Consider the following 23,764-nt stretch of genomic DNA (forward strand, 5'->3'; position numbering starts at 1 on the left):
TATGAAAGCACTCATTATTGATGACGAAAAAAAGGCACGACAAGTATTGCGTATCTTGGTTCAAGAAAACTGCTCAAAAATTACAGACATTTTTGAAGCCAAAGACTTGCTTTCAGGTATAGAGCTAATAAAAATACAACAACCCAGTATTGTCTTTTTAGATATAGAAATGCCAGAACATTCAGGATTAGAGATTTTGAATTTTATTGAAAAAGAAGTTCATAATTTTGAAATTATTTTTACAACGGCTTATAGCGAATATGCCATACAAGCATTTCAATTATCAGCTATTGATTACCTATTGAAGCCTGTGCGTCCAAATCAGGTAAAAGCCGCTGTGCAAAAAGCCATTAGCTTTTTGGGGAATACCCAAATTAACAAGCGATTGACAGAACTAAAATCTAGTCTAGAGGACAGCAGCTTTAAAAAGATAGGATTGCCTTATTCTGAAGGTATAAAGTTTGTAAATTTTAACGATATCATTACGCTTGAGGCAGATGGTATGTATACCAATGTGAGTACAACATCCTATGGTAATATTTTAGTTAGTAAGCCTCTTAAGTTTTTCGTAGAAGCTTTAATAAACATAAAGTTATTTTATCGCCCACATCGTTCTCACCTAATTAATCTTTCCTATATAAAAGATTATGTCCGTAAAGATGGCGGATATATTATTATGGAGAATGACAAAACTATATCTATTTCAAATGATAAAAAAGAAGAATTTCTAACGATTGTTCATAATATCTGAAGGCTTTAAAAGTTCAAAATCCAGTTTCAGCAATTAGTCACTAAACTAGGTTGTTTTTGATGGTATTTTTATCCTAAACAATAAGTTTTATACTCATGAAAACAAAATTACTTTTTTTGATGTTACTGTTAGGTGCTTATGCATTTACTCAAATTCCGATAGACGATACAAAACGATATTTGTTTATAAATGGCAGTTTACAAAATGATGCTAATCCAGGAACAAGTGATTTGGTTCGTTCGGGTAATGCACCTTCTGTAATAACAGGGCAAGACGGCATTCCTAATAATGCTGTACAGTTGCTAGGAACAAGTTTTAATGCAGGTCAAATATCTGCAAGCCAATTTCAAAGTACCAATCAAGAAGTGTCTATTAGTGTTTGGATTAAAATCGAATTTTCTAGTAGTGCTACTCGAGGTATTTTTAGGCAAACACATTCAAATGGAACACTTTATGGTTATGATTTTTATTACAGTGGTACTACGTTAAAAATGTATAGCCGACACAGTTGTTTTGGTACAAACTGTGATCAAACAAATACACTTTCTAGTTCTACCACAATAAATGATAATCAGTGGCATCATGTCGTTTTTAGTGTGTATAAAGAGCAAGGTACAAGTCAAGAACGCTACGTACAACGATTATATATAGATGGTGTTTTAGATGCTAGTTATGATTTTCCTTTTGTAGCTTCAGGAACTGGTTTTGGCCCTGTACTTTGGTCAAATAATAACAATTTGTTGATTGCACAACAACCACAAAGTCAATTTTATGAAGGTGCTTTAGACGATATAAGGCTTTATGAACGAGCCTTAACAAATGATGAAATCGTGTATTTGTCAGGTGGTACACCACCACCAGTTGTTAATATTCCAGATGTTAATTTTAAATCTTGGTTGGTCAACAATGCCTCTGTAAATACAAACGGAGATACAGAAATTCAAGTTAGTGAGGCTATGAGTTTTTCAGGAACCTTACAACCCATTGGAGTAGGTATTTTAGACTGGACGGGTATTGAATCGTTTACAGCATTAACAAGGTTGGACGCTGATACTAACAATGCTTCAACAATAGACTTAAGTCAAAATATAAATTTGCATACCTTTTTGTATGCAGAAGCTTTTCAATTGGCCACTGTAGTCTTACCTAATTCTAATACCTTACAAATCATTAATATTACAGATTCAAAACTTTCAAGTCTAGATTTATCAAATTATACTAACCTCACTGCTGTTGGATTTGCTAGTGGGAGCCTGCTTTCTAGCTTGGATTTAAGAAATGGAAATAACACAAGTATTACATCATTCAACTCGCAATTTACTCCCAATTTGAATTGTATTTTTGTTGATGATAAAATGTATAGCCAAACGAATTGGATTAATATTGATGCTGCCAATAATTTTGTTGAAACCGAGTTTGAATGTAATTCTCTTACCGTTACAGACTTTAATTTTAATAAAATTAAAATGTATCCAAACCCAACACGCAATACCTTAAATATCGAGGTAAATAAACTTGAAAACAGCTACATAAGAATTTTTGACATCACTGGTAATGAAGTCATTACAACAAACCAAAAGCAGATAAATATTTCACAGCTTAAAAGCGGTGTTTATATTCTTAAGGCGTTAACAATTTCGGGAGAGGTCGTTAAACGTTTTATAAAACAATGATTCTTTAAATTTAAGTCTATAATAAGAGCAGTAAAAGTTTCTTTTACTCTATTTATATACAAGTGGAATAACTTCTCCTTTAGTAAGGCAATATTTTTTTATCTCATCTTTTGAGAGTTTAGCAGTGTAATCAATTTCATTAACTCTAAAGCCAATAGAACGAAGTTTGTCAAAGTAATCACGACCATAAACTCTAACATGATCATATTGGCCAAATATTTTTGCTCGTTCCTTTTTATTAGTTATTGTATTGTCTTCAAAAGTTAAACTTTTTTCTAGGTCCTGTGGAATTTGAAAAATCCCCCATCCATTTGGTTTCATAACACGATATAGCTCTTGCATAGCTTTAGTGTCGTCTGGAATATGTTCCAAAACATGGTTGCAAAGAATAATGTCATAACTGTTATCTTCAAAAGGAAGATTACAAATATCTGCTTTGATATCGGCTATTGGAGATAATAAGTCTGTTGTTGTATAATCTAGATTATCTAACTTTTTAAATAGTTTTAGAAAACACTGTTCTGGCGCAAAATGTAATACTTTCTTTTTCGCAGAGAAAAAATCAGTTTCATTTTTTAAATATAGCCAAAGTAGTCTGTGTCTTTCTAAAGAAAGAGTTGATGGAGAAAGTATACTACTTCTTTGTTCATCATAACCATATGGCAAGAAAGTCCTAAAACTATTACCATCAATTGGGTCAGTAAATTTATTTCCTTTTAGAAAGAATGCGAAAATTGGACGAACAATGTAACTAAACCTTATTAGTAATGGTCTTGGAATAACGTTTAATATATACTTAAAAATTGATTTCAAGTTAATTATAAATTTAGGAAGTCTTGAAATTTTTTGTATGTCAAGATTTTATAGATAAGTGCAACTCCAAATACCAATTTAAAAAGTGTTCCAATAATATATAATTCAAAACCATAAGGCCAATGTAGAATTTTGAATAAAGAACTAATAATTGCTATAAGAAACCCAACGATAATTAAAACTAAAATATATTTTGTTTTCATAATTATAAAGTTAATGTCTTTTGTCTAAACTCATCTTCTTCATTACTTTTGATACCTAAAGCTTCATAAACATATGCAAAGGTCGAAAGTAGTTCTGGCTTACCATCTAATATTGCGACATCGTGTTCAAAATGTGCACTTGGCTTATTGTCTAAGGTGGTAATAGTCCAGCCATCCCTGTGTTGCTTTATCCGTTGCGTTCCTAAATTTATCATAGGCTCGATAGCGACTACCATACCTTCAACAAATTTTTTACCACGACCACGTTTTCCGTAGTTTGGCATTTCTGGATCCTCGTGCATTTTACTTCCCAAGCCATGTCCTACCAATTCGCGAACCACTCCATAGCCATGGTTTTCACAATATTTTTGAATAGCATAACCAACATCACCTACACGATTTCCAAGCTTAAATTCTCTAATACCAACGTAAAGCGATTCTTTTGTTACCTGAAGTAATTTTTTTGTTTCAGGAGCAACTTCTCCTATTTCAAAAGTGTAAGCGTGGTCACCATAAAAGTCATTTTTGATAGCACCACAATCAATAGAAATAATATCACCTTCAACTAGAGGTGTGTCATTTGGGATGCCATGAACCACTTGAGAGTTTGGACTCATACATAGTGTGTTTGGAAAATCATATAATCCCAAAAATCCTGGTATGGCACCTTGGTCACGGATACATTCTTCAGCTATCTTGTCTAACTCTAATGAGGTTACTCCTGGCTTTACAGCTTTTGCCACTTCACCTAAAGTTCTAGAAACAACAAGGGCAGCTTCACGCATTAACTCAATTTCTTCTTTTGTTTTTACAACAATCATTTTATTCTGTATTGGTGCGCAAAGATACTAAAATAAGTATGCTGTTTCTATCTATTAAATAAGCCAAAGAAACCTTTTTTAGATTTTGGTTTTTCCATATTAGGAATGTCGTTTGTAAGCATTTGATAAACTTTTCCCCAACCAATAAAACCGCCAATATTTCTATCATCAATAAAATAGTCTGCATGAATTTTTGGACTCTTGTCTATATCAAACTGTTCTTCTGGAAAACTTTTATTGACTGCGTAAAATTCTATGCCATTTTCTTTACAAAATAAAACTGCTTCTTCTAGCTTTTTACCATCTCTATAAGTCCAGAGTATTAGACGATGTCCATCGTTCTGAAGACGTGTTAAAGTTTCAAAAGCAAAGAGTTGAGGTTTACCGATATTAGGATAGGCATCCTCGACTATGGTGCCATCAAAATCTATAGCTAATATGAGTTTGTCTTTATATTTCATTAGTTAAACCAAACTATGTTGAGTCATTGCTTCAGGTTTCTCAATTCCCATTAAATGTAATATTGTAGGTGCAATATCTCCCAAAATACCGTCTTTAATTTGTTTTAGGTCATTATCAATTAAAATTACAGGAACAGGATTTGTGGTGTGTGCTGTATGTGGTGTTCCATCAGGATTTATCATGGTTTCGCAATTACCATGGTCTGCGATAAGTATAGTAGTGTAATTATTATCTAATGCTGCAGTAATAACGTCTTTTGTACAAATATCAACAGCTTCACAAGCCTTAATAGCAGCTTCCATAACACCAGTATGTCCAACCATATCGCCATTTGCAAAATTTAGACAAACAAAATCGACATCTCCTTTTTCTAATTCAGGAACCAAAGCATCTCGTAATTCGTAAGCACTCATTTCTGGTTTTAAATCGTAAGTTGCCACTTTAGGTGAATTTCTTAAAAGTCGTGTTTCACCGTTAAATGGTTCTTCTTGACCACCAGAAAAGAAAAATGTTACGTGTGGATACTTTTCAGTTTCTGCAATACGAATTTGCTTTTTATTATATTCCTCTAACACCTCGCCTAAGGTCTCAGTAAGATTATCTTTATTAAAAATGACGTTAATGCCCTTAAAATTTTCGTCATAATTAGTCAGTGTGACATAATGTAAGTTAAGCTTATGCATACCAAACTCATGAAAATCCTTTTGAGAAAGTACCTCTGTCAATTGACGACCTCGGTCTGTCCTGAAATTAAAGAAAATAATAACATCATCTTCTTTGATAGTACCAATAGGATTACCGTTTTCATCAATATTTACTATTGGTTTAATAAATTCGTCGGTAATACCTTCTTCGTAACTAGATTCTATAGCTTTTAGGATTTGTGATGTTTGTTCGCCATTTCCATTAACCAATGCATCATAGGCTATTTTCACTCGTTCCCAACGTTTGTCTCTATCCATTGCGTAGTAACGACCAGTAACTGTTGCTAATGTTGCATTGGATTCGGTAAGTTTGTCTTCTAACTCAGAGATAAATCCATAGCCAGATTTAGGGCCTACGTCTCTTCCATCTGTAAATGCGTGTACAAAAACATTATCAAGATTATTTTCTTTAGTAGCGTCTAATAGACCAAAAAGATGTTTGATATGAGAATGAACACCGCCATCACTAACTAATCCTAATAGGTGTACATTTTTATTATTATTTTTTGCATAAGCAAAAGCATCTTTTAGTACTTGCTCTTCTTGAAGTGTTTTGTTTTTGACAGCTAAGTTGATTTTTACTAAATCTTGGTATACGATGCGACCGGCACCCAAATTCATATGTCCTACTTCACTATTGCCCATTTGGCCTTCTGGTAAACCTACATGTAAACCATCTGTTCTTAAAGTCGCGTGTGGGTATTTAGTATATAGTGAATCTATAAAAGGTGTTTCAGCATTGTCAATAGCAGAAACTTTTGGGTCTGGGGACATGCCCCAGCCATCCAAAATCATAAGAATTACTTTTTTATTCATGACCATTTGTTAGTGAATACCAAAGATAATACTTCATCATTCATATCATATTTCAATATCATAAAAAAAATTAACTAACATTTTTTTATTTAAATAAAAACTAAATATTGTGTGAAATAAGTTAATTGTGATGAAGTTAACATATTTGTTTCCATACTGTTAAAGCTATGTTATCTCTTATCTTTTTATGTAACAGAATAAAATTTTAGTCGTCTCTCTATTATAATCAAAAACATAATTAATCAATTAAAAATCATTCATCATGAAAAAATCAGTAACAGTTTTGGCTTTAGCATTAAGCCTTTCAATTCCAACAGTAAATGCATCAAATCCCGAAATTTTATCAATTCCTATTTCTGTAGTTGAAGAGAACACTAATGTTAGTGCACTTTGCACAGCTGTAGCTAAAGGAGATATTGAAAAGGTAAAGCAACTACTAAATAATGGAGTAGATGTAAACAAAAAATCGAACGGTATGCAGCCTATACATTATGCGGCAAGGCATAATAGAGTAGATATAATTAAAGTACTTATTACTGCGGGTTCGGATATTCATACACCATGTGATAAAGGCTATACAGCAATAAGCCATGCGCAGAAAACAAACGCAGTTGAAGCTGCTGAGTTTTTAAAGCGTTTTAAAAGATTTAAAAGATAAATGTCTGGAGAGACAATTATTTGAGTTAGTTAATTGAGAAAAGCGTCCTTTTTAGGATGCTTTTCTGTATTTATTAATAGCTTCTTTTATTTTTTCAATTCGATTTTCTGGATCAGGATGAGTGCTTTGGAACTCTGGTTGTCTGTTTGGACCGGCTGCATCTTTCAATATTTTCATGACGCCTATCATTTCTTCGGGATTGTATCCTGCTTTTATCATAAAGCGTAAACCGAGTTCATCACTTTCTAATTCGTCATCACGACCGTTGGCTAGTAGTTTTCCTTGGCCATATTGTTGTGCTACAGCTCCCATGTCTATTGCTCCAGCACCCATAATCATGGTTTGCCAAAACTTAGAATCTGTAATACGTTCATTAGAATGTTTTCCGAGTACATGACCAATTTCGTGTCCCAAAACCCCTGCAAGCTGATCTTGGTTTTCTAATTTAGAAAACAAAGCATAAGTTATAAAACATTGTCCGCCGGGAAGTGCAAAGGCATTTATAGTTTTGTCATCTGCAAGGAGATGAAAATCGTATTTATAAGGTGTATTTTTTGCAATACTATTATTCACCAGCTTGTTACCAACTTGATCTACCAATGCTTGATATTGATTATTAGGGTGAAGACCACCATGTTGTTGAGCCATGCCAGGTGCGCTTTCTAATCCAATAGCAATTTCTTGATCTGGAGATAATGATATTGCCTGAGTTCTTCCAGTATAAGGGTTTGTCTCTTGTTGACTACAGCGGCGTATAAAAGCAAATGCAACGACAGCTACACCCATAAGTAAACGCACTTTAAAATTTCCTCTTCTCACAATTAATGGGATATATTTATAAAATTACAAAAAAGTTTATGAAGCGTTTTTGTAATAAAATTTCTTCTAATAATTTATATAAAGCCAACCTGTTGTAGCTCTTCCAGATTCGGTAAGCTCTAAAGTAAATAGTAAGTTCCAGCAGGTAATCTTTTATTTCTTCTAACTACTCGACCTGTGTTTGAGGTTCCATTCCAATCATTTTGATAGTTGTCGACTTCAAAAACAATATTACCCCAACGGTTATAGATTTTTAAATTATTTTCATAGGATTCTATACCTTTTATAACAAAGGTATCATTAGTACCGTCATCGTTAGGAGAAAATAGATTGAAGATGTCTAAATGATCTGTTACTAATGTACTAAATGAAATACTATGTTTCAAAATCAAATACTGATGTTTTTTTATAATAGCTAGCTATAAAATTATCAGCTAGGTATTGACATCTGCTAATTTTAGACACTTAAATGTAACTTAGGTCACACCATATGAAAGTTTTAGTAATTTTAAGCTACAAAGCAAAAAAATAAATTGTCATGGATATTCATTTTGGAATAGTTGAGAAAAATAATATGGATTCTATAATTCCTTTAGTTTTTGAGCTTAATGAAGGACGTATTTCTGAAGCAACTTTAAAATTACGATTCGATGAGATGATACATCAAAATTATGAGTGTGCTGCCATGTACGATGGTAATGTGCTTATTGGAATTTCTGGACTTTGGTTTTGTACACGTCATTATTCTGGTAAGTCTGTAGAATTAGATCATGTCTATATTTCACCAGAGCATCGCAACAAAGGTTTGGGAAAGCAATTTATGGATTGGGTAAAAGTATATTGTACAAAAAAAGGTTGCGAATCTATTGAGTTAAATACATATGTAAATAATTATCCATCACATAAATTTTATTACAATGAGGGTATGGAAATTTTGTGTTACCACTTTTTTAAGCATTTGTAATTATTTCAAAAACGATAAATCTGAATTTTTTTCTATTTCATAGGGCAATTTATCGTGCTCAAAGATTCTTGCATTTAAATTTCCCTTAAGCGTAATTGAATTATTTTTTATTTCAATCCAGCTACCTTCTCTAATACCAATGACAGGTTGAGTATTAAATTTATTAAACTCTTTAATTCTGGTTTCGCGAGTTTCACCCTTATGTGTGCTACCTTTAATAGGGTCTAGATAATGCGGATTAATATTAAAAGGGACAATGCCAAGTGTTTTAAAGCTTGGCGGGTATACTATCGGCATATCATTAGTCGTATTCATGGTCAATCCACAAATATTACTTCCAGCACTAGTTCCCAAATATGGTGTTCCATCTTTTATAACTGTTTTTAAAGGTTCGAGAACTTTTTTTTTATAAAGTTGATTGACTAAAACAAAGGTGTTGCCGCCACCAGTAAAGATGCCTTTAGCGCTTAAAATAGCGTCAGGAGCATTATCGAATTCATGAAGTCCAACAACAGTTTTGTTTATTTTTTTAAATGCTTTTTTAACGACTTTGGTATACTCATCATGAGAAATTCCTCCTGGTCTTGCATAAGGGATAAACACAATTTCATCAATAGATTTAAAATGTTGATCTAAAGTTTCAAGAAGATACTCAAGATATCCACTTCCGTGAATTGTCGATGTACTTGCAATAATTACTGATTTCAAAATAATGAGTTTTATAGGTTTTTATTCTAGAAGTAAAAATATAAGATCAAACTTTTAAAACAGCGAGTAATTCAACTTTCAATAAAAATACCATTTAACAAAACTTTACAAAGAGCTTATTACCTTTTTAAGATTTCTTAACCGATATTTATAATAGATTGCAAAACCAACCCAGATGAAAAGCATAATCTTATACATAGCATTACTTTTTGGCTTTACTTTAATAGAAGCTCAAGAGATAGAACGAATAGAAATTAATGGAAGAGTAAATGTCGAAACTAAAGATGTTGAGGGCATAACAGTTTATAATCAAAGTACTAAAAGCGGCGTAACTACAGACGAAAAAGGCGCTTTTAAAATTGATGTTGCAGAAAACGACATATTAGCGTTTGGGGCATTGCAGTTCAAAGATTTTAGCATTGTAATAGATAAAAGAATTATAAAATCTCGTCAAGTCTCCGTTAGATTAGTAGAGGAAATAAATAAACTCGATGAGGTTATTGTTTTACCATATGATTTGTCAGGAAATATTAATGTAGATGTCGAAGCCGTAAGAACTTACAATGTAGAAATGTCTAAAATATATAAAGGCGAAGAAGATTTTGATGATTATAAGTTTTCAGCAGATAATAAAACAAAAATTGACGACCCACTTTTAGACGAAAATAGGTTTAGAGATGGTCTGAATATTGTCAATCTCTTTAACCTTTTTTTAAAGAAAAAGAAAAAGCCTAAAACAGAAGCAGAGCGATTAGAAGAAAAGCAAAGTGATATTGCAAAACGTTACAGCGAAAGTTTTTTGAAAGAGAACTTTGATATACCAATAAATCAGACTGAAGCTTTTATAGAATATATCGAAGATAAAGGTTATGAAAACTCGCTACTGTTGCGTAAAAACGAAATATTTCTCATAGAGTTTCTTGAAAAAGAAAGTCAATTATTTTTACTATCTAGAAATTGAAATTCCCCTTTTATCTTTTAATATTTACTTTGTTTACAAGTGTAGTTTCGTTTGCACAATTGAGAGATTTAGAAGGAATAGTTATTGGTGGTGGCGACGTAGAAGGTATTCATATTCTCAATAAAACTGCATTAAAATATACAGTTACTGATACTGATGGTAGTTTTACCATACGAGCAAAATTAAACGATACACTCACCATTTCAGGATTAAAGTATAAGACTCAAGAGTTGTTAGTTTCTAAGGAAGTACTTTCAAAATCCGTTTTTGAAATTTATTTAACCGAATTCGTGACTGAATTAGATGAGGTTACTGTTGGAAAAATATTAACAGGTAATTTGGGCTCAGACATAAAAAACCAAGATATCGAAACACCGATTAATTTTTATGATTTGGGCATACCTGGCTACACAGGTAAGCAAAAAACATTAAGTGAGCGTAAATTAGCAGAAGCTACTTCTGGTGTTGGTGGAATTCCACTCTTTCCTTTGATTAACTTTATAACAGGTAGGACAAAAGAACTTAAATTAAGAGTTAAGTTAGATAAAAAGATTAAGTGTGTTGAGCGTTTAAAGTCAAATTACAAAGAACTTCTTTTTGAAGAAGATGAATTTTCTGAAGTATTGCAAAATAGATTTTTTAACTTTATCATGGATAGTGATAAACTTGAAGATGCTTGTACTGCAAATAATGTTATGACTCCTATTACGTTTCTTAAGAAAGAATTAAAACTATTTAAAAGCCGTTTAACAGCAAATGACGATAAAGATTAACATATTTACCATAGTCTTTGCGGTACTTTGTTTTGGTGTTAATGCGCAATTAAGAACTCTTGAAGGTATTGTTATAGCAAATGATGACGTCGAAGGTATTCATGTTTTAAATAAATCCTCAGTAAAATACACGGTAACTGACACTGACGGTAGTTTTTCAATATTAGCAAAAGCAGATGATACGCTAGTGGTTTCTGGATTAAAATATGAGTTGAAAGAAATTAAAATCATTCCTGAGTATTTCGAAAATAATAATCTTAAAATATACTTGACTGAAAAAGTAAATACACTTGATGAAGTTGTCGTGGGTCAAATACTCACTGGTGATATTGGTTCTGATGTCGGTAACGTAAAAATTAAAGAAGAAGTTAATTTTTATGACTTAGGCATTCCTGGTTATATAGGTAAACCTAAAACCATACCAGAACGAAAACTTGCAGATGCAGATGGTGGTAGTTGGGGATATGTTGGTCTTGGGTTTGGTCTTAATTTTCATAAGCTGTTAAATAAAATTAGTGGCCGTACAAAAAAGCTTAAGGCTAACGTTGAGTTGGAGAGAAAAGACAAATGCATGAAACGTATGAGAGATTCTTACTCCAAAGTCATACTAGATAAAGAAAGGTTTTCTGATGCTCAGAAGGCAGAATATTTCTACTTTTGTATGGACGATTTAAGTTTCAAAACCATATGTGAGCGTAATGTCCCATCTGAAGTAATACCATTTTTAAATAATAAATTAGAAGCTTACAAAAAAAATTTAGAATCCAAGGAAGATTAACTTGGCATATATTTTGTCAATTCAAAATTGTTACAATTCAAATTCATGAAAAAATTAAAATATAGCGTCGTAATTATTATTGCTTTTTTACTGTTTACATCAGGTTTGGTAAATCATGAATATTACGTTAGCGTTACAAAGATTGAATACGTAAAGAAAGAAAAATCGCTTCAAATTATAAGTCAAATATTTATTGATGATTTTGAAAAATTGATTCATGAACGCTATGACGAATCGGTAACTCTTGCTGTCAAAAATGAATCTAAAAAGATTGATGGTTACATGGAAAAATATCTAAAGTATAAACTTGATTTTAAAGTAAACACCCAAGATTTAGATTTTAATTTTTTAGGAAAAGAATACAAAGAAGATATCGTTTACTGTTATCTCGAAATCGAAAATATTGAAGCCATTAAAACCTTAGAAATTAAAAACGAGGTTTTATTTGATATCTACCCAAAACAACAAAACATTCTTCGTACAAAGATCAACGGTAAAGACAAAAGTTTTATTCTCATTCCTCAGAATAACAAAGCAGTGTTAAACTTTGACTAAAAACCTTAAAAAGAATTGCTTTTTTTTTACTTTAGGCATCATTTTTAAACACCAAAATCAATTATGAAAATCTTTAAACACGCTTTATTGGCGCTTCTTTTTGTTTCTGTAGGTGCATTTGCACAAGACGCAGAAGAAAAGGAAAAGCCTCAAGGACACACTAATCAAAACAAATTCAAGCAATTATACGACGAGTTTGCAACGCCAAATATGTTCCGTACAGGTTCAGGTGCTCCAGGTCCTGCTTACTACCAACAGCAAGCAGATTACAAAATGGACATCGAAATAGATGACGAAAAAGCAAGGTTATATGGTTACGAAACTATCACTTATACTAACAATTCGCCTGACCCACTAACTTATCTTTGGGTTCAATTAGACCAAAACATGCGTGCAAGAGACTCAAAGACGCCATTGATAAATAGTAGTGGTATTGGTCCAGCAAATACAAATTCAAGAGTTGCAAATGCTTATTTGAAGGAGCGTTTTGACGGTGGTTTTAATATACAAGAGGTTTCTGATACAAATGGAAAAGAGTTACCTCACATGATTAACAGAACAATGATGCGTATAGAGTTGCCAAAAACTCTTAATGAAGGCGATAAGTTTTCTTTTAACATAAAGTGGTGGTACAATATTAACGACCACGTAAAAGATGGTGGGCGTTCTGGTTATGAGTATTTCGAAGAAAACGATAACAGAATTTATGTAATGGCACAATTCTATCCTCGTATGGCAGTCTATAATGATGTCGAAGGATGGCAAAACTCTCAGTTCTGGGGACGTGATGAGTTTGCATTACCATTTGGTAATTTTGATGTAAATATTACAGTACCAGCAGACCATGTATTAGACGGAACAGGTTACTTAACAAACAGAAAAGAAGTCTTTACAAAAGACATGATGAAGCGTTACGAAAAGGCAAAAAAATCATACGATGAGCCTGTAGTAATTGTAACTCAAGAAGAAGCAGAAAAAGCCGAAAAGTCAAAAAGTAAAGACAAAAAGACTTGGAAATTATCTGCACAAATGGTTCGTGACTTTGGTTTTGCTACATCACGAAAGTTTATATGGGACATGATGGCTGTCAAGTTAGATACAAAAGATGTTATGGCAGTTTCAATGTATTCTAAAGAAGGAAATCCTCTTTGGGGTGATTGGTCAACTAAAGTAGTGGCTAGTACATTAAAGAGTTACTCACGAATGACTTTTGACTATCCGTACCATAAAGCTATTTCTGCTCACGCACCAATGGGTATGGAGTATCCAATGATATGTTATAATTTTGGTCGTCCTAATAAGGACGGAACTTACTCAGATAGAACAAAATTTGGTATGATGGGAGTTATAATACATGAGGTTGGTCATAACTGGTTTCCAATGATTGTCAATAGTGATGAACGTCAATGGACATGGATGGATGAGGGATTAAACACTTTTGTACAATACGTAGCAGAGCAAGATTTTGGTGAGTGGTATCCTGCAGCATTATCGCCAGGGCAAACACAATACCCATCAAGACGAGGACCTGCAAAAAATATTGTGAGATATATGGGTGGAAACCAAGATTATATCGCGCCAATTATGACAAAAGGCCTAAACACTTATCAGTTTGGTAGTAATGCGTATTCTAAGCCAGCTACAGGTCTTAATATATTAAGAGAAACAGTAATGGGTCGTGACTTGTTTGATTATTCATTTAAAGAATATGCAAACCGTTGGAAATTTAAGCATCCAACTCCAGAAGATTTTTTCCGTACAATGGAAGATGCATCAGCTGTAGACTTAGATTGGTTTTGGAGAGGATGGTTTTTTACAACAGATTATACTGATATAGGAATTAAAGAAGTTAAGAAATTTGCTGTTACAGGAACTCCAACTGAAGAAGGAAAAAAATTAGCAGAAAGATATAAGCGCTTTGGTATCGATGCAAAGGATTTGGTATACTTTGTTGAAGAAGGAAAAGAAGGTTATGAAGAGGCCATGAATAATCCAGAAGCTCTTCAGAATCTACCTACAGTAAAAGAATTTGTAATGGATAACTTTACTCCAGAAGAGCAGAAAGAAATGGAATCTCCAAAGTATTTCTATCAGGTTACATACAACAAACCAGGTGGTTTAGTAATGCCTTTAATTGTTGAGTATACATATGCAGACGGAACAAAGAAAAAAGAAACGTTCCCAGCTCAAATATGGAGACTTAACGACAAAGAAGCTACTAGAGCTATCGCAAGTACGAAGGAGATAGTATCTATAACTGTAGATCCAGAATTAGAAACTGCAGATGTAGACACTTCAAACAACTCTTGGCCAAAAGAAGTTAAGGAAAGTGATTTCAATAAGTTTAAGAAGAAAATAAAAGACTAATTATTAGTTTTTTTAATAATAAAGCCGACTTTAACGAGTCGGCTTTTTTTATTACGTAAAGTCACTCTATATTTGCAATATGTTTAGTCAATCTATATTATTATTTATCGGTGGTACCGAAATCATATTTATACTATTTATAGTGGTTATGGTTTTTGGTGCTGATAAAATTCCTGAAATAGCAAGAGGTTTAGGTAAAGGCATGCGTACACTAAAGGATGCTACAAATGATATAAAGCACGAAGTGACAAAAAGTGCAAAAGAAAATGGTATTATTGACACCGAAGTTACTCAGAGTATAAATGAAGAACTCAATAAAGTACGCGATGAGGTTGAAGATTTTGCTGGCTCAGTAAAACGCAAGCCATAAACTAAACTGCTATATTTTTCGACTTACTGTTAGTCCGTCACGGATTGGTAAAACGACAGTTTCTATCCTCGGGTCGTTTTTAAGCAATGTATTATAATCTAAAACAGCTTTTGTAGATTTATCTTTTGGGTCTAATTTTTTGATAACCTTTCCATGCCATAATACATTATCTGATAAGATAATACCACCAGGATTTAGTTTGTCAATTATTTGATGAAAGTAATTGCTGTAGTTAGGTTTATCGGCATCTATAAAAACTAAATCAAACGTTGTATCTAGTTTAGGAATGATATCAAGAGCGTTTCCTACGTGCTGTATAATTTGTTCGCCATAACCAGACTTATCAAAATATTTTCTCTGAAAATCTTCTAGCTCCTCGTTAATATCAATAGTGTTTATAACACCATCTTTGGCTAAACCTTCAGCTAAGCAGAGTGTCGCGTATCCAGTAAAAGTACCAAGTTCAAGAATACGCTTTGGTGATTTTAGTTTTGAAATCATACTCAATACGCGTCCCTGATAAGGACCACTGATCATAATTGGCTGTAAAATTTTCTGGTAAGTTTCTCTAGTGAGTTGTTGTAGTAATTCTGGTTCTTGCTCAGAATGTGCAACAACATAGTTGTCTAAAGCTTCAGGCAAGAAATACATAAATTAATGATTATTAAGAATGTTGTAATTACTCTGCAGGTTCTTCGATTGTATCAGAGTTTTCTTCCTCAGTTGGTTTGTCTAAGAAAAAGAGAACAGCACCAACAACGATAAGTCCAATTTTAATAGCCCAAGCAGCAGTCTCTCCAAGTTCATCAATCCAACCGAGTAATCTTAATGTTAGTCCAAAAAATGGCAGAACAATTAATAAAAGACCTGCAATTGCCATGTAAGTTCCTACTTTTCTCATAATTATAATAGTTGATTTAGTTTCTAAATATAGAAATAAAAAACGAATAGTTTTATCTAAGAGGTAATGCGTTTTACCAATTTGTCTTTGGTATCTTGGTTATCTCCACAAAGCCATTGTATAACGTTGTCTTCCCAAATGGCATCACGTTGATTTTCTGTGATGATGTCACGCTCAATGGCTAAATCCAAAATTTTTCCTGGATAAGAAGATTGTTTTTCACTTTCCATTTCGCCAAGAGGATATGGGTCATCTAAGCCCATTAAAACTTGTTTTGAGGTTTGGTTTCTAATTAATAACTCCAAGCCACCAGTATCATGAACAAGCGTATCAAAAAAGATGTTTTTGTGAGCTACTGCTTTTCTTGGATGACTTTTGCCTTCAAATAAATCTGGTCGTCCATCAAAACCTTGAATACGTCTTCCTAAATTTATCTGTGCTAGTTGTCCACCGTGAGCAAAACAAGTTCGCATGTTTGGGTATTTGTCTTGGTAGCCATTCAGAGTTAAAAAATGGTAGGCATCAGCACATTGCGCTAACATCCAAATCAAATGAAAACGCCAAGATGTGTTTTCAAGCTTTATGAATTTTTCGCCATCGTAAGGGTGAATTTCTACCGCTAAATTATATTTATTGGCCAATTCAAAAATAGGCTCATTTTCTTCATCAAAAATACAACGCCACGTACCAATAGTATCCATATAGTGCGTTGGTAAGCATAAGAGTTGCATGCCTAATTCCTCGACACAGCGTTCAATTTCCCAACATGCACCACGAACAAAACCAGGGTGAACTACAAAACCTGTAGTGAATTTACTTGGGTTTTCATGCTGGACTTTAGCATTAAAATCATTCTGAAAACGAAGGGCTTGCTTCATCTCTTCAACACGAAGCCCATTACCATATAGTTGAGATAAATTTAATACAACAGCATGGTCAATATCAAAACGCTCCATCCAAGCTAGTTTTTCGTTCAAGAAAAAACTCGAATCAGTGATTGGTCGGTTCCAATCTTTCTGAAGCATATATTTACGGTCTTTATCCACCCAAAAAATGCCTTTGTCTTTCATAAACTGAGGAATTTCTTCAGGATATGGTAGTAGGTGAGAGTGGCCGTTTATTCTGAGTTTTCTTTTAGTCATCTAGCTTAACTTTCTTTGGTGCTTGCATTACAGCACTACAGTTTGGGCAAGTCCGTTTGTCTGAATCGCCGTAGTACTTGTCAAAAATTGCAGGCATGTCTGTTTCAATATTATCTAAAGTGAAATCTTCTTCGTACAATTTTGTAGTACAGTTTTCACAAAACCATAGTAATGCGTCTTTCACTCCTTTTTCGCGTGGATATTCGATAACAAGACCTACAGTGTTGGCTCCTCGTTGAGGAGAATGTGGTATTTTAGGAGGTAATAAAAATATATCACCTTCTTTTATATGAATATCTTTTGGCGTGCCTTTATCAATGACTTTGAGAATTATATCACCTTCAACTTGATAGAAAAACTCCGGAGTCTCATTATAGTGATAATCCTTTCTGCTATTAGGACCGCCGACAACCATAACAATATAGTCGCCATCTTTCCAAACGACTTTATTACCAACGGGTGGTTTTAATAAATGACGGTTTTCTTCAATCCATGCTTTGAAATTTATTGGAGGATATAGTTTACTCATTCTGTTTTGGTTTTTTGCTCAGTTATAAAGTTACAAACTTTTAGTTCTTCCGCCATCGACAGGAAGGTTAATTCCGTTGATATAAGCAGCACGTTGACTTGCTAAAAATGTAATCGCATCTGCAGTTTCTTCAGGTTTTGCAAAGCGTTTTGCTGGTACTGAATTTTGCATTGCTTGTGCAGCGGCATCTTCAGTTTGATTTGTTTTAGAGGCTTTGTTTTTTATGATTTGTGACAAGCGTTCAGTAGATGTAGCTCCTGGCAATACATTGTTTACTGTAACCCCAAATTGTCCTAATTCATTAGCTAAGGTCTTACTCCAATTAGCTACTGCGCCGCGTATAGTGTTACTTACGCCAAGTCCATCTAAAGGTTGTTTTACAGAAGTTGAAATCACATTTATTATGCGCCCATAGTTTTCGCTTTTCATAAAAGGTACAAGTGATTGTACTAATACATGATTACACTTTAGGTGTTGTGTAAAGGCACTTTGAAATTCATCTAAATTTGCAGAGAATACTGGCCCACCAGCTGGTCCACCTGTATTATTTACTAGTATATGAAAGCCATGATTCTCAGAAATATACTCTAAAACTTTAGTTTTTAAATCTTCAGGATTTGAGAAATCTGCAACAATGTAACTGTGGTTTCTATGACTTGGCAACTCAGCTAAAACAGCTTTAAGCTTATTTTTATTTCTAGCAATAAGAGTCACAATTGCACCTTCTTCTGCTAGAGCAAAAGCTGTTGCTTTACCTATGCCTGCTGTACTACCGCAAACTAACGCGTATTTTTTATTGAGTTCTAGATTCATTTAATTAACAAATTTAAAGCTCTTCATCATTAGGTCTGCTGATTTTATATGTTCCTCATATTCAGCAGTTGAACTTGAAAAAGTAAGTACATAACCATTGCCACCTCTAACCATTGCTACTTGTTTAAATTTTAAAATCATATTGTTGCCAAAATCTGCAGACCAAACAGTTTCGTTAGCTTCGATTCCGTTGAGGTCTAAAGTCTTGCTTGATATTACTTTAGCTGTAGGAATTTGGGCTTTTATTTGTTCTAAAGCTAAGTTTAGATATTCTGATGCGTTTAAGACCTGCCCTTGAAGGGATTCTGAAGCAAGATTAATATTTTCTCTAAAACCGTCTTTGGCCTGAGTTGATTCGTTAGACATTAGCATAAATTGGACACCAGGCTGAGTCTGATTACCATTAATTTCCCAGCTTGCGTCATAATCTATGGTGTAATTGTCTTTTGTGAATGTTTTCATTTCTTGAGAAAATGCTACACTAACTAAAAGACTTAAAGTCAATACAAATAATTTTTTTTTCATGATTTATTGTTTTAATATTTAATACATACATTTTTTGGTTCAGTAAAAAAACGAAGCGCTTCAAAACCACCTTCGCGACCAACACCACTAGCTTTTACACCACCAAAAGGTGTGCGTAAATCACGCATCATCCAAGTGTTTACCCAAATAATACCAGCTTGTAATTGATGACTCATGCGCATAGTGCGTTTTAGGTCATTAGTCCAAAGTGTGGCGGATAATCCGTATTTCACTTTGTTTGCCATTTTTAAAACTTCATCTTCAGTATTAAATGGCATTATCGTAACTACAGGGCCAAATATTTCTTCTTGGTTTACGCGGCATTCGTCATTTGGTACTTCAATGACTGTTGGTTCTAGATAATAACCGTTTTCATAACCTTGAACAGTGACTTCATTTCCGCCACATAAAATAGTTCCGTTTTCTTCTTTAGCAATGTTAATGAAGTCTTTTACTTTCTCTAAATGCGGTTTTGAGACTAGTGCTCCAATATTAGTGTCTTTTTCTGAAGGATGACCCACTTTTAGTGCTTTTACTTTTGCAACAAAGTCGTTTTTGAATTTTTCGTAAATAGATGCTTCTACAAAGATGCGACTACCACAAAGACAGATTTGCCCTTGATTGGCAAAGGATGAACGTACTGTTGTATCTAACATATCGTCATAATCGCAATCTGCAAAAATGATATTTGGATTTTTACCTCCTAATTCTAAAGATAATTTTTTAAACATTGGCGCTGCGACTCTGGCAATGTGTGCGCCTGTTGCTGTGCCGCCAGTAAATGAAATGGCTTTTATATCTGGATGTTCTACAATGGCTTGACCTGTTGATGTGCCCAATCCGTGAACTATATTTAATACACCTTTTGGTAAGCCAGCTTCATTACAAATTTCGCCTAATAAATAAGCGGTCATTGGTGTCACTTCACTTGGTTTTGCAACCACACAATTACCAGCGGCAATGGCTGGTGCAATTTTCCAGGTAAATAAGTAGAGTGGAAGATTCCAAGGTGAAATACAGCCAACAACACCAATAGGTTGTCGTAACGTATAGTTAATAGCGTTTTGTCCAACACTTTCATGACTTTCACTCGCAAACTGTGTTATGGCATTTCCAAAAAATCTAAAGTTACTCGCTGCCCTTGGTATGTCTACAGCCTTTGCTAAGCTAATAGGTTTACCATTGTCCTTACTTTCTGCTTCCGCAAAACGTTGTAAGTTAGCTTCTAATAATTCTGAGATTTTAATGAGTATACGACTTCGTTCTTCTAAAGTGGTTTGTGACCACTGCTTAAAAGCAGATTTGGCAGACTGATATGCATTTTCTACATCTTCTTTTGAAGAATTAGGGATTTGACCATAAACTTCTCCATTAGATGGATTGTAATTGTCTATCCAATTGTCTTGAAGTGGATTGTGAAATTTTCCGTTAATGTAGTTTTTGATATTCATTACGCTTTCTTATAAGCCATAACCTTAATCTCAATTACTAAATCTGGATGTGGTAATTGGTGTACAGCAACAGTTGTGCGCGTTGGTCCGGTTTCTTTTTCGAAGAATTCTGCATAGGCTTTATTATAGTCTGCAAAGTCATTCATGTTTACTAAAAATGAAGTCACATCAACGACGTCTTTTAAACTAGCACCTTCCTTGGCTAGGTTGCTTTCAATATTCTTTAAAACCTCTTGCGTTTGGGTATATGCATTTAATCGTTTTGTTCCCATCTCGTCAATAATATCTACACCGGCAATGGTATTATCTGGTCTTCGAGAACTTGTTCCTGAAACAAAAATAAAATCGCCTACACGTTTTGTGTGTGGATATGCGCCTCTTGGTGTTACAATATCTTTACTCATATATTTTTAATGTAATCCAGCGATTTTGTCATCTTCTAAAATCGCGTCTGTTTCTGTTTTTACTTTGTCTAAAATATCTTTGATGTCGTCTTCTGTAGAGATTATTCCATCAGATAACATATTTAATATGGCCTTGTCTTGCGCTCTTCCTCTGAGCATAGCTTCTCTATAGCCAATGTGCTCATTAAATGTAACCAAACTATATTTTGAGGAATAGTCTTCAGGGAATTCTTTCTCCAAAGCCATCTCTATTTTTCGTTTTTCTTGAAATATGGCTTGACCAACATGATCTTTCATTTCATGAAAATTATCAATCGCTAAATCTGCAATGGCATCGGTGTCTTTTTTTCTGGTTTTTCCGTATTCACTAAAAATAGTTTCCCAATCACCTTGGTGTTTGTCTAAAATGGCATCAAATTCTACGACATCTTCAAAAGATGCATTCATGCCTTGACCATAAAATGGTACAATTGCATGAGCTGAATCTCCCATTAATAGGGTATTGCCTTTGTAGTGCCAAGGCGAACATTTTACAGTGCCTAATGGTGCTGTTGGGTTGTTAAAGAAATCTTCTACTAGATTAGGCATAAGCTCTAACGCATCAGGGAATTCTTTTTGGAAGAACTCTGTAACGATTTCCGGCGTTGTCAAATTATTAAAATTGTATTCGCCTTCTGCATAGCTTAAGAAAAGCGTTACGGTGAAACTGCCATCTAAGTTTGGTAATGCAATGACCATGAAGTCTCCTCGTGGCCATATGTGAAGCGCACTTTTATAGGTTTTATAATCGCCATTTTCGGTCGGTAGAATAGTTAATTCCTTATAGCCATGCGTTAAATAATCTTGTGAAAAACTGAATAAAAATTTACGCTCTAAATAATAACTTCTGCGTAACGCAGAACCTGCACCATCAGTAGCTATGATACAATCAGCATCCTCAATAAACTTATCTTTTGTATGATAGTCTTCAAAATGAGCTGTTGTATTTTCAAAATCTACGGAAAGACATTTTTTATTAAAGTGAATTTTTACATTTTCATGTTTTTCTGCTTCGTCCAAAAGCATGGCATTTAATCCTTCTCGCGAAATAGAGTTGATATATTCATGGTCTCTTCCGCTGTAATTAGATAAAAACGTATTGCCTTCTCTGTCATGTAACATACGTCCATTCATAGGAATGCAAAGTGCTTTGACTTTCTCTTCAAGTCCGACGAGTTTCATGCCTTTATTACCGCGGTCAGAAAATGCTAGGTTAATGGATCGTCCAGCAGAAATATCAGTTTTACGTAGGTCTGGACGCATTTCATAAACATTGACATTATAGCCGCGTTGTCCCATTCGTAATGCGAGAAGACTTCCGCATAAACCTGCGCCTATAATTAATATATTTTGTTGTTTTTCTTTCATAAAACGTTTTTCAGTCTTTCTACAAATTCATAAATATCTGTAAATGAATTATAAAGTGGTACTGGTGCACATCGTATTACATCTGGTTCTCTCCAATCTGTAATAATGCCAGTATCAGTTAGTTTTTTGTGTAATGATTTGTCAGCGTTTTTAACTTGTATTGATAATTGACAACCACGTTCTTCAGGATTTGAAGGTGTAATAATTTTAATGTCAGAATTTTTTAATGCGTTGATTAAAAATTCAAAATAGCCTGTCAATGATTTAGATTTTAGGCATAGTTTATCAAATCCTGCTTCCTTAAAAACGTCTAGTGATGCTCTAATAGCTGCCATTGATAATATTGGCGGATTACTTAGTTGCCAACCTTCGGCTCCGGGAAGTTGGTCAAATTCATCACGCATTCTAAAACGCATTTCTTTATTATGACTCCACCAACCTGTAAATCTGTTGAGGTCTTTTCTGTTGGCATGACGTTCGTGTACAAATGCACCAGATAAACTACCTGGTCCGGAGTTTAAATATTTATAAGTACACCAAACTGCAAAGTCAGCACCTGAATTATGAAGATTTAACTGCACATTTCCTGCGCCATGCGCACAGTCAAAACCAACAGTACAACCATGACTATGTCCAAGGTCTGTAATACGTTTTAAGTCAAAAAATTGCCCAGTATAATAGTTAACACCACCAATCATAATTAAGGCAATCTCATCACCTTGTTCTTGTAAAATAGCTTCTAAATCTTGGTAATTGGCAAGTTCTTCGTTGTCTCTAGATTTCCAAAGTATCAATCCTTCTTTATCATCGAAGCCGTGATGACGCAATTGAGATTCTACGGCATACTTATCTGATGGAAATGCATCTGCTTCAATTAATATTTTATAACGTTCTTTTGTTGGCTTGTAAAAGCTAACCATCATTAGGTGTAAATTAGCTGTTAGCGAATTCATCACTACAACTTCTAAAGGTTTTGCACCAACAATATTTGCCATGGTTTCAGTCAAAAACTCATGATAATGTAACCATGGATTTTTACCTTCGGTATGACCTTCTACACCAAGATTTGCCCAATCTTCAAGTTCTTGGTCAATGTAAGATTTTGTGATTTTTGGTTGAAGCCCTAAAGAGTTTCCTGTCATGTAAATCAATTCTTTTCCATTTTCGTCTTTTGGAATATGAAATTGATTTCTAAATTTTGACAACTGGTCGTTCTGGTCTAAGTGATTTGCAAAGTCGCGACCTAATTTATATTGAGACAAAGTGAGATTGATTTTGGTGTCTAACAAAAATAAGGATTTGAGAGGCATAAAAAAAGCGCCTTGAAAACAAAGCGCTAGAGAATATATATAGACGCCCTAAGGCGGAGAATGTAAGATATACGATTTAAGTCTAA

Annotated in this window: 28 protein-coding genes; 10 read left to right on the top strand and 18 right to left on the bottom strand. The window is 33.9% G+C overall.

The annotated features are described in order from the left end of the window. The first annotated feature begins 1 nt into the window (after position 1). Both BTO05_RS11600 and BTO05_RS11605 read left to right on the top strand, forming a co-directional pair. Positions 2–751, top strand: coding sequence for a LytR/AlgR family response regulator transcription factor (locus BTO05_RS11600; RefSeq protein WP_087492823.1), 750 nt, complete (start codon positions 2–4; stop codon positions 749–751). Positions 752–846: 95 nt separating this feature from the next. Further along, the gene (locus BTO05_RS11605; protein WP_087492824.1) at positions 847–2,424 is read left to right on the top strand and encodes a LamG-like jellyroll fold domain-containing protein; all 1,578 of its coding nucleotides are present in this window, start codon (positions 847–849) and stop codon (positions 2,422–2,424) included. Positions 2,425–2,472: 48 nt separating this feature from the next. Here BTO05_RS11605 and BTO05_RS11610 read toward each other — a convergent pair whose 3' ends face one another. The 5 genes from BTO05_RS11610 to gpmI are packed head-to-tail and all read right to left on the bottom strand — an operon-like array spanning position 2,473 to position 6,243. After that, positions 2,473–3,237 carry a class I SAM-dependent methyltransferase gene (locus BTO05_RS11610; RefSeq protein WP_087492825.1) on the bottom strand — a complete coding sequence of 255 codons (765 nt, stop codon included), beginning with the start codon at positions 3,235–3,237 and terminating at the stop codon, positions 2,473–2,475. A 5-nt stretch (positions 3,238–3,242) separates the two neighbouring features. Continuing rightward, positions 3,243–3,440, bottom strand: coding sequence for a hypothetical protein (locus BTO05_RS11615; RefSeq protein WP_087492826.1), 198 nt, complete (start codon positions 3,438–3,440; stop codon positions 3,243–3,245). 2 nt (positions 3,441–3,442) lie between these two features. Continuing rightward, positions 3,443–4,261 carry a type I methionyl aminopeptidase gene (gene map, locus BTO05_RS11620; RefSeq protein WP_087492827.1) on the bottom strand — a complete coding sequence of 273 codons (819 nt, stop codon included), beginning with the start codon at positions 4,259–4,261 and terminating at the stop codon, positions 3,443–3,445. A gap of 47 nt (positions 4,262–4,308) precedes the next feature. Further along, positions 4,309–4,722: a BT0820 family HAD-type phosphatase gene (locus BTO05_RS11625; RefSeq protein WP_087492828.1), complete on the bottom strand. Its 414-nt coding sequence runs from the start codon at positions 4,720–4,722 to the stop codon at positions 4,309–4,311. 3 nt (positions 4,723–4,725) lie between these two features. Then, positions 4,726–6,243, bottom strand: coding sequence for a 2,3-bisphosphoglycerate-independent phosphoglycerate mutase (gene gpmI, locus BTO05_RS11630; RefSeq protein WP_087492829.1), 1,518 nt, complete (start codon positions 6,241–6,243; stop codon positions 4,726–4,728). A gap of 262 nt (positions 6,244–6,505) precedes the next feature. Here gpmI and BTO05_RS11635 point away from each other — a divergent pair, with 262 nt between their 5' ends. Then, positions 6,506–6,901 carry an ankyrin repeat domain-containing protein gene (locus BTO05_RS11635; RefSeq protein ID WP_087492830.1) on the top strand — a complete coding sequence of 132 codons (396 nt, stop codon included), beginning with the start codon at positions 6,506–6,508 and terminating at the stop codon, positions 6,899–6,901. A 51-nt stretch (positions 6,902–6,952) separates the two neighbouring features. Here BTO05_RS11635 and BTO05_RS11640 read toward each other — a convergent pair whose 3' ends face one another. Then, positions 6,953–7,720, bottom strand: a complete 768-nt coding sequence (locus tag BTO05_RS11640; RefSeq protein ID WP_087492831.1) for a M48 family metalloprotease — start codon at positions 7,718–7,720, stop codon at positions 6,953–6,955. Between the two features lie 119 nt (positions 7,721–7,839). Next, on the bottom strand, positions 7,840–8,106 hold the full coding sequence (locus tag BTO05_RS11645; protein ID WP_157662583.1) for a gliding motility-associated C-terminal domain-containing protein: 267 nt from the start codon (positions 8,104–8,106) through the stop codon (positions 7,840–7,842). 152 nt (positions 8,107–8,258) lie between these two features. Here BTO05_RS11645 and BTO05_RS11650 point away from each other — a divergent pair, with 152 nt between their 5' ends. After that, on the top strand, positions 8,259–8,684 hold the full coding sequence (locus BTO05_RS11650; protein WP_087492833.1) for a GNAT family N-acetyltransferase: 426 nt from the start codon (positions 8,259–8,261) through the stop codon (positions 8,682–8,684). On the opposite strand, the gene pepE is transcribed toward BTO05_RS11650, so the two are convergent. Continuing rightward, positions 8,685–9,392, bottom strand: a complete 708-nt coding sequence (gene pepE / locus BTO05_RS11655; RefSeq protein WP_087492834.1) for a dipeptidase PepE — start codon at positions 9,390–9,392, stop codon at positions 8,685–8,687. It abuts the gene before it with no gap. 175 nt (positions 9,393–9,567) lie between these two features. On the opposite strand from pepE, the gene BTO05_RS11660 reads away from it, so the two are divergent. The 6 genes from BTO05_RS11660 to BTO05_RS11685 all read left to right on the top strand — a co-directional run bounded on the left by BTO05_RS11660 (position 9,568) and on the right by BTO05_RS11685 (position 15,196). Beyond that, complete coding sequence (locus BTO05_RS11660) at positions 9,568–10,353, top strand: carboxypeptidase-like regulatory domain-containing protein (RefSeq protein WP_087492835.1); 786 nt, start codon at positions 9,568–9,570, stop codon at positions 10,351–10,353. Between the two features lie 29 nt (positions 10,354–10,382). Beyond that, positions 10,383–11,126: a hypothetical protein gene (locus tag BTO05_RS11665; RefSeq protein WP_157662584.1), complete on the top strand. Its 744-nt coding sequence runs from the start codon at positions 10,383–10,385 to the stop codon at positions 11,124–11,126. Continuing rightward, complete coding sequence (locus BTO05_RS11670) at positions 11,110–11,904, top strand: carboxypeptidase-like regulatory domain-containing protein (protein ID WP_087492837.1); 795 nt, start codon at positions 11,110–11,112, stop codon at positions 11,902–11,904. Before BTO05_RS11665 ends, BTO05_RS11670 begins: the two co-directional genes overlap by 17 nt. A gap of 45 nt (positions 11,905–11,949) precedes the next feature. Further along, entirely contained in the window at positions 11,950–12,459 is a 510-nt protein-coding gene (locus BTO05_RS11675; protein ID WP_087492838.1) for a DUF6702 family protein, read from the top strand. A gap of 63 nt (positions 12,460–12,522) precedes the next feature. Then, entirely contained in the window at positions 12,523–14,826 is a 2,304-nt protein-coding gene (locus BTO05_RS11680) for a M1 family metallopeptidase (protein ID WP_087492839.1), read from the top strand. A gap of 79 nt (positions 14,827–14,905) precedes the next feature. Further along, on the top strand, positions 14,906–15,196 hold the full coding sequence (locus BTO05_RS11685) for a twin-arginine translocase TatA/TatE family subunit (protein WP_087492840.1): 291 nt from the start codon (positions 14,906–14,908) through the stop codon (positions 15,194–15,196). A 9-nt stretch (positions 15,197–15,205) separates the two neighbouring features. Here BTO05_RS11685 and BTO05_RS11690 read toward each other — a convergent pair whose 3' ends face one another. Genes BTO05_RS11690 through kynU form a run of 10 tightly spaced genes read right to left on the bottom strand, consistent with a single transcriptional unit; the run spans position 15,206 to position 23,630 of the window. Continuing rightward, positions 15,206–15,847, bottom strand: coding sequence for an O-methyltransferase (locus BTO05_RS11690; RefSeq protein WP_087492841.1), 642 nt, complete (start codon positions 15,845–15,847; stop codon positions 15,206–15,208). 28 nt (positions 15,848–15,875) lie between these two features. Continuing rightward, positions 15,876–16,097 (bottom strand): hypothetical protein, encoded by a 222-nt coding sequence (locus BTO05_RS11695; protein ID WP_087492842.1) that lies wholly within the window; start codon positions 16,095–16,097, stop codon positions 15,876–15,878. Between the two features lie 56 nt (positions 16,098–16,153). Beyond that, on the bottom strand, positions 16,154–17,239 hold the full coding sequence (locus BTO05_RS11700; protein WP_087492843.1) for an amidohydrolase family protein: 1,086 nt from the start codon (positions 17,237–17,239) through the stop codon (positions 16,154–16,156). After that, the gene (locus BTO05_RS11705; RefSeq protein WP_087492844.1) at positions 17,232–17,768 is read right to left on the bottom strand and encodes a 3-hydroxyanthranilate 3,4-dioxygenase; all 537 of its coding nucleotides are present in this window, start codon (positions 17,766–17,768) and stop codon (positions 17,232–17,234) included. Before BTO05_RS11705 ends, BTO05_RS11700 begins: the two co-directional genes overlap by 8 nt. A 30-nt stretch (positions 17,769–17,798) precedes the next feature. Then, positions 17,799–18,581 (bottom strand): SDR family oxidoreductase, encoded by a 783-nt coding sequence (locus tag BTO05_RS11710; RefSeq protein ID WP_087492845.1) that lies wholly within the window; start codon positions 18,579–18,581, stop codon positions 17,799–17,801. Further along, entirely contained in the window at positions 18,582–19,106 is a 525-nt protein-coding gene (locus BTO05_RS11715; protein WP_087492846.1) for a hypothetical protein, read from the bottom strand. Positions 19,107–19,117: 11 nt separating this feature from the next. Further along, on the bottom strand, positions 19,118–20,557 hold the full coding sequence (locus BTO05_RS11720; protein WP_087492847.1) for an aldehyde dehydrogenase: 1,440 nt from the start codon (positions 20,555–20,557) through the stop codon (positions 19,118–19,120). Further along, positions 20,557–20,961, bottom strand: coding sequence for a RidA family protein (locus tag BTO05_RS11725; RefSeq protein WP_087492848.1), 405 nt, complete (start codon positions 20,959–20,961; stop codon positions 20,557–20,559). The genes BTO05_RS11720 and BTO05_RS11725 overlap by 1 nt, the downstream gene beginning before the upstream one ends. A gap of 6 nt (positions 20,962–20,967) precedes the next feature. Next, positions 20,968–22,368 (bottom strand): FAD-dependent oxidoreductase, encoded by a 1,401-nt coding sequence (locus BTO05_RS11730; RefSeq protein ID WP_087492849.1) that lies wholly within the window; start codon positions 22,366–22,368, stop codon positions 20,968–20,970. Next, entirely contained in the window at positions 22,365–23,630 is a 1,266-nt protein-coding gene (kynU, locus tag BTO05_RS11735; protein ID WP_087493356.1) for a kynureninase, read from the bottom strand. The genes BTO05_RS11730 and kynU overlap by 4 nt, the downstream gene beginning before the upstream one ends. Between the last annotated feature and the right edge of the window lie 134 nt (positions 23,631–23,764).

It is taken from the genome of Winogradskyella sp. PC-19 (assembly GCF_002163855.1).
Taxonomy (GTDB): Bacteria; Bacteroidota; Bacteroidia; order Flavobacteriales; family Flavobacteriaceae; genus Winogradskyella.